Below are 13789 nucleotides of genomic sequence, written 5' to 3' on the forward strand. Positions count from 1 at the left end.
AGGGAGCAGCCTACGGGGTTCCCGCCCCTACTCGGCCGCCGGGGCCGAGGGGGTCGCCGCGACTCCGGGGTCGGAGGGGCCCGCGCCGGGCGGGGCGGCCGGTACCGCGGCCACGTGCTCGGCGGCCGCGCGGACGTCGATCTCCCGCCAGAAACCGGCCCGGATGGCGTACCGGTCGTGTTCGTCGATCTGGTCGTCCTTGTGCGCGAGGAGCCCGAACCGGGCGGCGTAGCGCAGCAGCTCCCCGTCGATGCGGTGCGGGATCCGGGGGTACATCGTGGCCAGTTTCTGGAGGTGCACGGCCTCCGGGAGCCGTTCCATCCAGCGCCGGGCGAACACCTGCCCGACCTCGAAGGGGTCACCGCCGACCGTGGTGATGTCCTCCTCGCGGTCCGCCCAGCGCTGCTCGGCGCTGGTGAGCTGGGCGAGGGTGGGCAGGGAGGCGGTCTCGGCGGGTTCCCCGAGCGGGCCGGCCCGGTCGATCCAGCCCTTGTCGGAGGACCAGCGCAGGGCGCTGCCGGCCGGGGGCTGACCGCCGTTGCCCCCGGCCGGCCCGGCGCTCTGCGGGGCGGGGGCCCGCAGCGAGCCGGCGAGGTCCTTGGGGGTGGGTACGGTCTTGCCCCCGGAGGCGGCGGGCGCGGGGACCGGTACACCACCCTGCTGCCGCTCCTCGCCGGCGGCGGTGCCGTTGCGGGCTGCCTCGGCGAGCGCGGCCTCGGGCAGCGGGGCGGAGAGGATGGCGGCGATGTCGGGGCGCGGGGCGGGCGGTGGTGAACACAGCCCGGTCAGGTCCTTGGCCCGTACGGCGCGGGTGATCCAGGCGCGGTCCAGCACGCGGCGCTCGTCGGCCTCGGCGACGAGGTCCTCGGACTGGTTGTAGTCGCCGTCGGCGGCCTGGACGGCCCACAGGTGGACGGCGACCCCGTGCTCCTTGGCGGACATCAGCCCGGGCAGCAGGTCGCCGTCGCCGGTCACCAGTACGACGTCGGAGCAGGCGCGGTTGCGGGCCAGCTCGGTGAGCTCGGCGTGCATGGCGGCGTCGACGCCCTTCTGGGCCCAGCGTCCGTCGCTGCGGGTCAGGGCGCCCAGCCGGACGGTGACGCGGGGCATGACGCGCAGCCGCCGGTGCTCGGGCTGCGGCACCCGGTCGGGTGCGCCGTCGAACCAGTAGATGCGCAGCAGGGGCTGCTCGGTGTCGGCCTCGGCCCGCTCGCGCAGGCCCTGGATGAGGGCGGCATGGTCGACGGTGATGCGGGAGCGCGAGGGCTCCCCTGCGAGAAGGCTGGCGGCGGCGCCCAGCAGATAGCCGGCGTCCACCAGGACGACGCAGCGGTCCACGCGTTCCACCCTCTTCCGTGGGGGTCCTCTGGATATTCCCCGAGTCTGCCCGACCGCAAGGGTGTTGACGGCCGGAACTCGATCATCGGCGTGGCGGATCTCACGCGGGGCGGGGAAGGGGGGTCGGAAGGAGCCACCGGCTACGCGTAGTAATGATCCAAAATGCGCGGTTTCTGGCGTTGTGTGAGTGTGAAGGCGTCCTGGCCCCTAGACCCTCACGGAGGCTCCACCATGGCCAAGAACAAGAACCAGAAGCAGCCGTCGAAGCAGCAGGCCCGCTCGTCCGCGCCGGACCAGGCGAAGAGCTCGGCGGAGTCGTCGGAGTCGATGTCGCAGGCGCCGAGTCCGATGGACATGGCCCACAAGAGCAAGCAGAAGAAGTTCGGCCACAACTGACGCCCGCGGGCCCGCGCCCGCGCGTCCAGTGACGGAAGGGCCCGCCCATCGCCGGGCGGGCCCTTCCGTACGCGGGCGACCGTCCCTATCCGGCCAGGCAGGACGGTCCGAGCAGCACCTTGAGGTCGCCGAACAGCGCCGGGTCGGGCTTGACCCGGTGCTTGTCGAGCCGCAGGACGGTGGTCGACCGGGGGCCCTGGAGCTTGATCCGCACCTCGGTGTTGCCGTGGTGGTGGCGCAGGATCTCGCCCAGCCGGGTCACCATCGGCGGCGTGACCTTGACGGTGGGGATGGTGAGGACGACGGGCGCGTTGGTGCCGGCCGAGGAGACGTCGGGGACCATCATCTCCATCGCGACCAGGCGGGGGACGTCCTCGCGCTTGTCGAGGCGGCCCTTGACGAAGACGACGGTGTCCTCGACCAGCTGGGTGGAGACGAGCTGGTAGGTCGCGGGGAAGAACATGCACTCGATGGAACCGGCCAGGTCCTCGACGGTGGCGATGGCCCAGGCGTTGCCCTGCTTGGTCATCTTGCGCTGGAGGCCCGAGATGATGCCGCCGATGGTGACGACCGCGCCGTCGGAGTGCTCGCCGCCGGTCAGCTGGGAGATGCCGGCGTCCGTCTTGTCGGACAGCACGTGCTCCAGGCCGAAGAGCGGGTGGTCGGAGACGTAGAGGCCGAGCATCTCGCGCTCCTGGGCGAGCAGGTAGGACTTCTCCCACTCGACGTCGGAGAAGACCACGTCGAGGCCGAAGCCCGGCTCGTCGCCCGCGCTCTCGTCGCCCATCGCACCGAAGAGGTCGAACTGCCCCTCGGCCTCCTTGCGCTTGACCGCCACCACGTTGTCGATCATCGGCTCGTGGTGGGCGACGAGGCCCTTGCGGGTGTGGCCCATCTCGTCGAAGGCGCCGGCCTTGATCAGCGACTCGACGGTCCGCTTGTTGCAGACCACGGCCTCGACCTTGTCCAGGAAGTCGGGGAAGGAGGAGTACTTCCCCTTCGCCTTCCTGCTCCTGATGATCGATTCCACGACGTTGGTGCCGACGTTGCGGACGGCGGTGAGGCCGAAGAGGATCACGTCGTCGCCCTGGGCGGCGAAGTTCGGCTCCGACTCGTTCACGTTCGGCGGCAGGACCTTGATGCCCATGCGCCGGCACTCGTTGAGGTAGATCGCGGACTTGTCCTTGTCGTCCTTGACCGAGGTGAGCAGACCGGCCATGTACTCGGCCGGGAAGTTCGCCTTCAGGTAGGCGGTCCAGTAGGAGACGAGTCCGTAGGCGGCCGAGTGGGCCTTGTTGAAGGCGTAGCCGGCGAAGGGGACCAGGACGTCCCAGAGGGCCTTGATCGCCTGGTCGCTGAAGCCCTTCTTCTTGGCCCCCTCCTCGAAGATGACGAAGTTCTTCGCCAGCTCCTCGGGCTTCTTCTTGCCCATCACGCGGCGCAGGATGTCGGCCTCGCCGAGCGAGTAGCCGGCGATGATCTGGGCGGCCTTCTGGACCTGCTCCTGGTAGACGATCAGGCCGTAGGTGACGGCGAGGACCTCTTCGAGCGGGCCCTCCAGCTCCGGGTGGATCGGGGTGATCTCCTGCTGCTTGTTCTTGCGCAGGGCGTAGTTCGTGTGCGAGTTCATGCCCATCGGGCCCGGCCGGTACAGGGCCGAGACGGCGGAGATGTCCTCGAAGTTGTCGGGCTTCATCAGGCGCAGCAGGGAGCGCATGGGCCCGCCGTCGAACTGGAAGACGCCGAGGGTGTCGCCGCGACCGAGCAGTTCGAAGGTCTTGGGGTCGTCGAGCGGGAGGCCGAGGAGATCGATGTCGATCCCCTTGTTGGCCTTCACCATCTTGACGGCGTCGTCCATGATCGTGAGGTTGCGCAGGCCGAGGAAGTCCATCTTCAGCAGGCCGAGCGACTCGCAGCTCGGGTAGTCCCACTGGGTGATGGTGACGCCGTCGGAGTGCCGCACCCAGACGGGCACGTGGTCGGTGATCGTCTCGCTGGACATGATCACGCCGGCGGCGTGCACGCCCATCTGCCGGACCAGTCCCTCCACACCGCGGGCGGTGTCGATGACCTTCTTCACGTCCGGCTCGTTCTCGTACATCCCGCGGATCTCGCCGGCCTCGCTGTAGCGGGGGTGCGTCGGGTCGAGGATGCCGGAGAGCGGGATGCCCTTGCCGAGGACGTCGGCGGGCATGGCCTTGGTCAGCCGGTCGCCCATGGCGTAGGGGTAGCCGAGGACGCGGGCGGAGTCCTTGATCGCGTTCTTGGCCTTGATGGTGCCGTAGGTGCCGATCATGGCGACCTTGTCGGCGCCGTACTTCTCGGTCACGTACCGGATCACCTCCACGCGCCTGCGCTCGTCGAAGTCGATGTCGACATCGGGCATGGAGACGCGCTCGGGGTTCAGGAAGCGCTCGAAGATCAGGCCGTGGGTGATCGGGTCGAGGTCGGTGATGCCCATGGCGTACGCGACGATCGAGCCGGCCGCGGAGCCGCGGCCCGGGCCCACCGCGATCCCCTGCTTCTTCGCCCACATGATGAAGTCGGCGACCACGAGGAAGTAGCCGGGGAAGCCCATCGAGATGATCGTGTCCATCTCGTACTCGGCCTGCTTCATCCGGTCGTCCGGGATGCCCCCCGGGTAGCGGCGCTCCATGCCGCGCATGGTCTCCTCGCGGAACCAGGTGACCTCGGTGTAGCCGTCCGGGATGTCGAACTTCGGCATCAGGTTCCGGAACTGGAACATGCCCTCGGTGTCGACCTGCTCCGCGACCAGGCGGGTGTTGGCGCAGCCCTGCTGCCAGGCGTCCGAGGAGTCGATGGCGTACATCTCCTCCGTGGACTTCAGGTAGTAGCCGGTGCCGTCGAAGCGGAAGCGGTCCGGGTCGGAGAGGTTCTTGCCGGTCTGGATGCAGAGCAGGGCGTCGTGGGCGCCCGCCTCGCTGGCGTACGTGTAGTGCGAGTCGTTCGTGACCAGCGGCGGGATGTCGAGCTTCTTGCCGATCTCCAGGAGCCCGTCGCGGACCCGGCGCTCGATCTCGATGCCGTGGTCCATCAGCTCCAGGAAGTACCGCTCCTTGCCGAAGATGTCCTGGTACTCGGAGGCGGCCTTGAGGGCCTCGTCGAACTGGCCGAGGCGCAGCCGGGTCTGGAGCTCGCCGGAGGGGCAGCCGGTGGAGGCGATGAGCCCCTCGGACCACTGGCTGATGGTCTCCTTGTCCATGCGCGGCCACTTGGTGAGCCAGCCCTCGGCGTACGCGTCGGAGGACAGCCGGAAGAGGTTGTTCAGACCGGTGGCGTTCGCCGCCCAGATCGTCTTGTGGGTGTAGCCGCCGGAGCCGGAGACGTCGTCGCGCTTCTGGTGCGGCTGGCCCCACTGGATGCGGCGCTTGTTGCGCCGGGACTCGGGGGCGACGTACGCCTCGATGCCGATGATCGGGGTGATCCCGGCCTTCTTCGCGGTGTGGAAGAAGTCGTAGGCCCCGTGCAGGTTGCCGTGGTCGGACATCGCGATGTGGGACATGCCCATCTCGTTGCACGCGTTGAACATGTCCTTCAGCCGCGCGGCACCGTCCAGCAGGGAGTACTGGGTGTGGACGTGCAGGTGCGTGAACGGCGGTTTGGTCACGGTGGGGATCCTCCGGCGGGGAGAGAGGGCGGCAGCTACGAATCCTACGTCTCCCGGGTGACAGATCACGGGCACCGACGGGTACGGTCATCCGTTGCAGAACCGAGGACCCCGGTCCTGCCAGCATGGTCAGCACAGCGCTCCACCCGCGCTCCACCCCGCGCCACCAGGAGGCATCCGCCATGGCGGTTCCCGAGACGACCGACGAACAGCGTGCCGAGCAGATACTCGATGTGTTCGACACCGCGTTCGGCGAGCTCCTCACAGCCGACCCGGCTGCCTTCCAGGTCAAATTCCGGAAGATGGCGGCCTCGGCCTTCGCCTTCTACCGCGGCACGGCCTGCCTCTTCTACGCGGACCTGGAGCGCCACCGGCACGGCGGCCCGTACGTGGACGAGCGCACCGGCCGGGTGTGGATCCACGGCGACCTGCACGCCGAGAACTTCGGCACGTACATGGACTCCAACGGCCGGCTGGTCTTCAACGTCAACGACTTCGACGAGGCGTACGTCGGCCCCTTCACCTGGGACCTGAAGCGGTTCGCGGCCTCCGTGGCGCTGATCGGCTACACCAAGGCGCTCAGCGACGAGCAGATCAGCGAGCTGGTGCGGACCTACGCCGGCGCCTACCGGGAGCGCATCCACCGACTGGCCGCCGGGGCCAAGTACGAGGAGGTGCCCTCCTTCACCCTGGACAGCGCCGACGGCCCGCTGCTGGGCGCCCTGCGCGCGGCCCGCGCGCGCACCCGCTTCTCGCTGCTGGACTCGATGACGGAGATCCGGGACTTCGAGCGGCGCTTCGCGCCCGGCCCGGGCACCATCGAGCTCGACGCGGCGACGCGCTACAAGGTCCTGGACGCCTTCGACGGCTACCTGGAGACCCTGCCCGACGAGTCCCTGGTCCGGCCCGACTCCTACCGGGTCAAGGACGTGGTGGGCCGCCGGGGCGTCGGCATCGGATCGGCCGGGCTGCCCTCGTACAACATCCTGCTGGAGGGGCACAGCGACGCCCTGGAGAACGACGTCGTGATCTACCTCAAGCAGGCGCAGACCCCGGCGGTCTCCCGTCACATCACCGACCGGGCCGTCCGCGACTACTTCCACCACGAGGGCCACCGCACGGTGATCTCCCAGCGGGCCCTGCAGGCGCACTCCGACCCGTGGCTGGGCTGGACGGAGCTGGACGGCTCCGGTCAGCTGGTGGCGGAGGTCTCCCCCTACGCGGTGGACCTGGACTGGGCGGAGCTGGACGACCCGGAGGAGATCGCCGCCGTCGTCGCCGACCTGGGCCGGGCCACGGCGACCATGCACGGGGCGGCCGACGAGGCGGAGAGCGGCCACTCCCTGGTCCCGTTCTCGACCGAGCGGGCCATCGACGCGGCGATCGCGGCCGACGAGGAGGGCTTCGCGGAGCTGCTCGTGGAGTTCGCCCACGAGTACGGCGCCCGGGCCCGCGCCGACCACCAGATATTCGTGGACCTCTTCCGCAACGGCCGCCTGATGCCGTGAGCCGCGGGAGCCGGGCCCTGGGGCCCGGCTCCACAGGGTCTCGTGGCACACTCGCGACGATGGACATATCAGGGGCAGGACTCCGAGGGGTGCGGGCCGCGCTGTTCAGCGCGTTCGTCGTGCTGCTCTCCGCGGGCTCGCACGTCCTGATGTCCCGGGTGCCGCTTCCGGCCCCGCTGCTGGTGGGGGCCTTCGGCGCCGTCTTCGTGATCGCGTACGCGCTGGCGGGCCGGCGGCGGGCCTTCGGGCCGATCGCCGGGCTGCTCGTACCGCTGGAGCTGGCCGCCGACACCGTCTTCACCGCCGGGCAGCACCTCTGCTACGGCCCGGCGGGCGGGCCGGTCTCAGGTCCGCTGCGCGCGATGGGCCTGGACGCGCTGTGCGGCGGCTCCCCGGTGGGCGGGCCGCTGACCGAGGTGGCCGGGCCCGTCGCCGATCCGGCGGCGCTGCTGGCCTCGCCCGGGCCGTGGACGCCCTGGTTGCTGCTCGGGGCGCACGTGTCGGTCGGGCTGGCGGCCGCCGGGTGGCTGCACTGCGGCGAGCGGGCACTGGCCCAGCTGCTGCGGGCGGTCGCCGTCGGCGCGTTCCGGCCGCTGCTGCTGGCGGTGGCCTCGGTGGCGCCGGCCCCGGGTCCGGCGCGGCGGGTGCTGCGGTCGGTGCTTCCGGGCGCGGGGGCCCGTACCCGGTTCCCCGCCCACTCCGTGGGACGGCGGGGGCCGCCCGTGCCCGGTGCGCTCGCGCGCGCCTGACGCACGTACGACACCCCCGTCACGTCGCATTCCACGGAGATCACCATGAGTTCACGCAACAGCCAGGCGAACAAGGCGGCGGCCCGCGAGCGGCTCCGCGCCGAGCGCGAGGCCCAGGCGAAGAAGGACAAGGTGCGCCGCCAGCTGGTCGTGGGCGGCGCCGTCATCGCCGTCCTCGCCATAGCCGGCGGCATCGGCTACGCGGTCGTGCAGTCCAGCAAGCCCGGCTACTGGGAGAAGGCCGCGAAGGCCGACCTGATCAAGCCGAAGAACACCGAGGGCGAGGACGGCACCACGGTCGTCGTCGGCAAGCCCGAGGCGAAGAAGACCCTGGAGCTGTACGAGGACTCCCGCTGCCCGGCCTGCGCCTCGTTCGAGCAGGCCGTCGGCGAGCAGGTCAAGAAGGACGTCGACGCCGGCAAGTACAAGCTCCGGTACTTCGGCGCCACGTTCATCGACAACGCGGTCAAGGGCGAGGGCTCGAAGAACGCGCTGAGCGCCCTGGGCGCGGCGCTGAACGTCAGCCCGGAGGCCTTCCTCGACTACAAGGCGGCGCTCTACTCCAAGGAACTGCACCCCGAGGAGACCGTCGACAGCTTCGCCAAGGACGACTACCTGCTGAAGGTCGCGGACACGGTTCCGGCGCTCGAGGGCAACGCCGAGTTCAAGAAGGCCGTCGAGGACGGCACCTACGACCGGTGGGCGCTGAAGATGTCCGAGGCGTTCGGCAAGTCCGGTGTGACGGGGACCCCGACGCTGAAGATGGACGGCAAGAAGATCGAGACCCCGGCCACGGGCGACGCGTTCACCGCGGCGATCGACAAGGCCCTCGCAGGCTGATTTCGGCCAACGGGCGGGCGGACTCCGGGAGTTCGCCCGCTCTTTGCGTTCCGAGGGATGTACGGAGGGTCATACCCGCCAGTAACATGATCATCCGTGACCAGTCATCTCCCTTCCCCCGCGCCCTCTTCCACGGGCGTACCCGCTCCGCGCCGCCGCACGGTCGTGCTGGCCGCGGCCGCCACGGCCGCGCTCGCCCCGATCGCCTCGCTGGGCGCCTCCGCGGCCCATGCCGCGCAGAGCGCGCCCGCGTTCCTCCACGGCGTCGCCTCCGGCGACCCGCTGCCCGACGGGGTCCTGCTGTGGACCCGCGTCACCCCCACCGCCGAGGCCGTACCCGGCTCCGGCCTCGGCCCCGCCGTGCAGGTGGGCTGGGAGGTGGCCGCGGACAAGGCCTTCTCCCGGATCGTCGCCTCCGGCACCGTCGCCGCGAGCGCCGCCTCCGACCACACCGTCAAGGTGGACGTGCGCGGCCTGAGCCCTCAGACCCCGTACTGGTACCGGTTCTCCGCCGGCTCCGCCGTCTCCCCGGCCGGCCGGACCCTGACCACCCCGGCCGCCGGGACGACGACCGCCGGGGTCCGCTTCGGCGTGGTCTCCTGCGCGAACTGGGAGTCCGGCTACTTCTCCGCCTACCGCCACCTGGCCGCCCGCGCCGACCTGGACGCGGTCCTGCACCTGGGCGACTACATCTACGAGTACGCCACGGGGGGCTACCCGGAGGCCAGGTACACCGTCCGCCCGCACGAGCCGCGGCACGAGATCGTCTCGCTCGCCGACTACCGCACCCGGCACGGGAAGTACAAGACCGACCTCGACCTCCAGGCGCTGCACCAGGCGCACCCGGTCGTCGCGATCTGGGACGACCACGAGTTCGCCGACGACACCTGGTCCGGGGGTGCCGGGAACCACACCCCGGGCGCCGAGGGCGAGTGGGCGGCCCGCGCGGCCGCCGCCAAGCAGGCGTACTTCGAGTGGATGCCCGTACGCGCCTCCATCGCCGGCACCGTCTACCGGCGGCTGCGCTTCGGCACCCTCGCCGACCTGCACCTCCTCGACCTGCGCTCCTTCCGCTCCCAGCAGGTCAAGGTCGGCAGCGGCTCGGTGGACGACCCGGAGCGCACCCTCACGGGACGGGCCCAGCTGGACTGGCTCAAGGCGGGCCTCGCCGGCTCGGACGCGACCTGGAAGCTGGTCGGCACCTCCGTGATGATCTCCCCGGTGGCCTTCGGCTCGCTGCCCGCGCACCTGCTGAAGCCGCTGGCCAAGCTGCTGGGCCTGCCCGAGGGCGGCCTCGCCGTCAACGTGGACCAGTGGGACGGCTACACGGACGACCGCAAGGAGCTGCTGGGCCACCTGAAGGACCGGAACATCAGGAACACCGTGTTCCTGACCGGCGACATCCACATGGCGTGGGCGAACGAGGTCCCGGTGAACATGGCGAACTACCCGGGCTCGGGGACGGCCGCGACCGAGTTCGTGGTGACCTCGGTGACCTCGGACAACCTGGACGACATCCTGCACGTCCCGGCGGACACCGCTTCGCTGGTCGCCGAGTCGGCGGTCAAGGCCGCCAACTGGCACGTGAAGTGGCTCGACATGGACGCGCACGGCTACGGCGTGCTCGACGTGACGGCCGAGCGGTCGCAGATGGACTACTACGTGGTCTCCGACAAGCGGCGGCCGGACGCCTCGGCCGCGTGGTCGCGCTCGTACCGGACCCTGAACGGGACCCAGACGGTGGAGCGGGTGCACCAGCCGGTGCGCTGACCGGCCGTCGGACGTGCGCAGCGGCGGGGGCCCTGCCCGGTGCGGGCCGGGCACCCCGCCGCCTCCCCGTCCCGCGAGGCGTCGCGCGCTCCTACAGGGTGTCGAGGAAGCCGATCGCGACCTTCCAGGCCTGCTCGGCGGCCTCGGCGTCGTAGTCGTCCAGGCCCCCGTCGGTGAACAGGTGCCCGGCGCCCGGGTAGCTGTGGACCTCCACGTCCGCCCCGGCCCGCCGCATCCGCAGGTACCAGGCCGTCAGCCAGTCGTGCGGCTCGAAGGGGTCCGGGTCGGCGATGTGCAGCTGTACCGGCAGCTCGTCGACCGAGGCGTCCGCCTCCAGGTCCGCCGTGCCGTGCAGGAGCAGCAGCCCGCGCGCCTTCTCGTCGGCCAGGGCCAGGTGCTGGGCGACCGAGCCGCCGAAGGAGAACCCCGCGTAGACCAGGCCCCGGTCGGAGAAGGGGGCGGAGGCCAGCACCGCGCGCTTGAGCAGCTCGTCGCGGCCGATCTCGTCCTGGTGTGCCATGCCCTCCTCGACGGTTCCGAAGGTGCGCCCCTCGAAGAGGTCCGGCACCTCGACCTCGTGCCCGGCCGCGCGCAGCCGGTCGGCCGCCTCGTGGACCGCCGGCCGCAGCCCGTACGTCGAATGGAAGAGCATGATGTTCATGACTCCATCGTGCCAGTTTCCGAGGGCGGCTTCCGGTTACGTTCACGTCATGGAGATGGAGACCTTGATACGCCCCCTGATCGTCATCGGCGGCTCGCTGCTGATCACCCTGCTCGCGGGGTGGCTGCTCGACCGGCTGCTGCGGCGCATCGACCGGCGGCATCCGGAGACCCCCCTGTGGGGGCTGCTGCGCCGTTGCCGGGTGCCGTTCCAGGTCGTGCTGTGCACCGCGCTGCTCCGGGGCTCCTACCAGTCGGCGGGGCTCCTTCCCGAGTACGCGTTCTACATCGGGCGGATCCTCACCCTGGTGACGATCGCCTCCGCTGCCTGGCTGGCCGTGCGCATCGCGACGGCCGCGGTCGACTCCACGTACGCCCGCTACGCGTCGGTGGCCCAGGACGACGCCCGGGTCCGCCGCGTGCGCACCCAGGTGACCCTGATCCAGCGGGTGGTCACGGCGGTGGTGGTCGTGGTCGCCCTCGCGGCCATGCTGCTGACCTTCCCGCCGATGAAGGCCGTCGGCACCTCGATGCTGGCGTCCGCCGGCGTCCTCGGCATCGTGGCGGGCATCGCCGCCCAGTCCTCCCTGGGCAACCTCTTCGCCGGTCTGCAGATCGCCTTCGGCGACACCGTCCGCATCGGCGACACGGTGGTCGTCGACAAGGAGTGGGGCACGGTCGAGGAGATCACCCTGACCTTCCTCACCGTCCGCACCTGGGACGAGCGCCGGATCACGATGCCGGTCTCGTACTTCACGAGCAAGCCGTACGAGAACTGGTCGCGCGGCGGCGCCGAGATGACCGGCACCGTCTTCTGGCACCTCGACCACAGGGCGCCGGTCGACCTCATGCGCGAGCGGTTCGAGGACCTCCTGAAGGAGATCCCCGAGTGGGACGGCCGAGGCGGCGGCCTCGCGGTGACCGACACCACCCCGAACACCGTGCAGGTCCGCGCGGTGGTCACGGCGAAGAACGCCGACGATGTCTGGACCGTGCGGTGCGCGGTCCGCGAGCAGATGATCGCCTGGCTCGTCGCCCACCACCCGTACGCCCTGCCCCGCGTCACGACCTCCGAGGCCGCCGCCGCCCCGGGCGCCACGGCCGTGCCCGCCGAAACCCCGGGGGCCGCCGGCGCGTGAGGCGCGGGGGCGGCGCCGGGCACGGGGCGCTGCTTCCCCGCGCCCGCCCCGCCGCCGGGTCCCGGCTCCGTCCTACGGGTTCCGCAGGCTGCGTACGTCCAGGTGCCGCAGCACCCGGTCCACGACCTCCGGGTCGGACCCGGCCTCGCTGCGCGCGGCCAGCACCTCGTGCCGGGCCGCGGACATCATCTCGCGCTGGATCCGCTGGACGTCCCTGATCCGCTCGACCCGCTGCGCGTACGCCTCCCGGCGCTCCTCGTCCACCATGTCGGGGCTGATGCGGGCCCCCACGTCGTACGCCCGCCGGTACAGCGTCTCCACCAGGTCCTCCGGGAGCTCCTCCACCTCCTGGATCTCCTTCAGCCGCCGCTTGGCGGCCTTCGCAGCACGGATCGCCAGCGCCCGCTCGGCGTCGCGGTCCGCGTCGGAGTCGGCCTCCACCCCCAGGCGCCGCACCAGCCACGGCAGGGTGAGCCCCTGCACCACGAGGGTCGCCATGATCACCGCGAAGGCGATGAAGACGATCTCGTCCCGCCCGGGGAACGGTTCGCCCGCGTCGGTTTCGAACGGGATGGCGAGGGCCAGCGCCACCGAGGCCACGCCCCGCATCCCGGCCCACCACATCACGACGCTCTCCCGCCAGCTCACCGGGATCTCCTCGTCGTAGTCGCGCCGCTTGTGCAGCTTCTGCGCGACCCAGCCGGCCGGCAGCAGCCACACCAGCCGTACCCCGATCACCACGGCGATCACGACGCCCGCCCAGCCGGCCATCTCCCAGGCGCGCCCCTGCGCGGTGCCGAACACGTGGTGGAGCTCCAGGCCGATCAGCCCGAACGCCACCCCGGTGACCAGCATGTCGACGACTTCCCAGAAGGTGTGCCCCGCGAGCCTTCCCAGCACGTCGTCGGCGTCGGACGCGTACTCGGCCAGGAACAGCGCCGTCGTCAGGACCGCCAGCACCCCCGACCCCTGGAGCTCCTCCGCGACCACGTACGAGACGAACGGCACCAGCAGCGTCAGGCCGATCTGCAGCGTGGCGTCGCCGAGCCTGCTCATCATGCGGTTGGTGATCCAGCCGAAGGCGAGGCCGACGACGACGGCGACGACGGCGGACAGCACGAACTCGCCGAGCGCGTCGGGCCACGAGAAGCTGCCGCTGACGGCGGCGGCGATGGCCACGTGGTAGAGCACGATGGCGGTGACGTCGTTGAAGAGGCCCTCGCCCTCCAGGATCGACACCATGCGGCGGGGCAGCCCCAGCGAGCCGGCGACGGCGGTGGCGGCGACCGGGTCGGGCGGAGCGACGAGCGCGCCGAGCGCGACGGCGGCGGCGATCGGCAGCCCGGGGACGACGGCGTGCGCGACGGCGGCGACTGCGGCCGTCGTGACGAACACCAGGGCCACGGCCAGCAGCAGGATGGGCCGTACGTTGGCGGCGAACTGGCGCCAGGAGGTGCGCTGCACGGAGGCGTACAGCAGCGGCGGCAGCACCAGCGGCAGGATGTAGTCGGGCGGGACGTCGACGTTCGGCACGGCCGGCAGCAGGGCGAGGGCCACCCCGCCGATGGTCATGAGAACGGGTGAGGGCAGTCCGAGCCGGTCTCCGAGCGGGACGGTGACCACGGCCCCGAGCAACAGCACGAACAGCAGAGCTAGCTGATCCACTCCCCCACCCTGCCAGTCCGCTGCGCCCGGCGCGCCCGGCGCCCACCGCCACCGACCCGTGTCGGCCCGTCCAGCCCCGCCGGCGTTCGAGGCGCG

Annotated in this window: 10 protein-coding genes; 6 read left to right on the forward strand and 4 right to left on the reverse strand. The window is 71.2% G+C overall.

The features are described from left to right. Positions 1–27 precede the first annotated feature (27 nt). Positions 28–1347 (reverse strand): NYN domain-containing protein, encoded by a 1320-nt coding sequence (locus ACFWTC_RS03555; RefSeq protein ID WP_384025682.1) that lies wholly within the window; start codon positions 1345–1347, stop codon positions 28–30. A 222-nt stretch (positions 1348–1569) separates the two neighbouring features. Between ACFWTC_RS03555 and ACFWTC_RS03560 the strand changes: the two genes are divergently transcribed. Continuing rightward, on the forward strand, positions 1570–1734 hold the full coding sequence (locus tag ACFWTC_RS03560) for a hypothetical protein (protein ID WP_383924027.1): 165 nt from the start codon (positions 1570–1572) through the stop codon (positions 1732–1734). A gap of 85 nt (positions 1735–1819) precedes the next feature. Here the strand turns inward: ACFWTC_RS03560 and dnaE are convergent, their stop codons facing one another. Next, positions 1820–5362: a DNA polymerase III subunit alpha gene (dnaE, locus tag ACFWTC_RS03565; RefSeq protein ID WP_384025685.1), complete on the reverse strand. Its 3543-nt coding sequence runs from the start codon at positions 5360–5362 to the stop codon at positions 1820–1822. A gap of 182 nt (positions 5363–5544) precedes the next feature. Between dnaE and ACFWTC_RS03570 the strand changes: the two genes are divergently transcribed. From ACFWTC_RS03570 to ACFWTC_RS03585, 4 genes are all read left to right on the forward strand, one after another. Beyond that, a complete protein-coding gene (locus ACFWTC_RS03570) occupies positions 5545–6870 on the forward strand; it encodes a DUF2252 domain-containing protein (RefSeq protein ID WP_383924088.1) in 1326 nt (441 codons plus the stop codon). A gap of 59 nt (positions 6871–6929) precedes the next feature. Continuing rightward, positions 6930–7619: a hypothetical protein gene (locus tag ACFWTC_RS03575; protein ID WP_384025688.1), complete on the forward strand. Its 690-nt coding sequence runs from the start codon at positions 6930–6932 to the stop codon at positions 7617–7619. Positions 7620–7664: 45 nt separating this feature from the next. After that, on the forward strand, positions 7665–8459 hold the full coding sequence (locus ACFWTC_RS03580) for a DsbA family protein (protein WP_384025691.1): 795 nt from the start codon (positions 7665–7667) through the stop codon (positions 8457–8459). Positions 8460–8555: 96 nt separating this feature from the next. Then, positions 8556–10229, forward strand: coding sequence for an alkaline phosphatase D family protein (locus ACFWTC_RS03585; protein WP_384025694.1), 1674 nt, complete (start codon positions 8556–8558; stop codon positions 10227–10229). A 91-nt stretch (positions 10230–10320) separates the two neighbouring features. Here the strand turns inward: ACFWTC_RS03585 and ACFWTC_RS03590 are convergent, their stop codons facing one another. Further along, complete coding sequence (locus ACFWTC_RS03590; RefSeq protein ID WP_383924041.1) at positions 10321–10890, reverse strand: dienelactone hydrolase family protein; 570 nt, start codon at positions 10888–10890, stop codon at positions 10321–10323. Between the two features lie 55 nt (positions 10891–10945). On the opposite strand from ACFWTC_RS03590, the gene ACFWTC_RS03595 reads away from it, so the two are divergent. Then, positions 10946–12028 carry a mechanosensitive ion channel family protein gene (locus ACFWTC_RS03595; RefSeq protein ID WP_383924091.1) on the forward strand — a complete coding sequence of 361 codons (1083 nt, stop codon included), beginning with the start codon at positions 10946–10948 and terminating at the stop codon, positions 12026–12028. 72 nt (positions 12029–12100) lie between these two features. Here ACFWTC_RS03595 and ACFWTC_RS03600 read toward each other — a convergent pair whose 3' ends face one another. Beyond that, complete coding sequence (locus ACFWTC_RS03600; RefSeq protein WP_383924044.1) at positions 12101–13693, reverse strand: Na+/H+ antiporter; 1593 nt, start codon at positions 13691–13693, stop codon at positions 12101–12103. Between the last annotated feature and the right edge of the window lie 96 nt (positions 13694–13789).

Origin of the sequence: Streptomyces sp. NPDC058619, assembly GCF_042717785.1 — a bacterium.
Classification (GTDB): domain Bacteria; phylum Actinomycetota; class Actinomycetes; order Streptomycetales; family Streptomycetaceae; genus Streptomyces.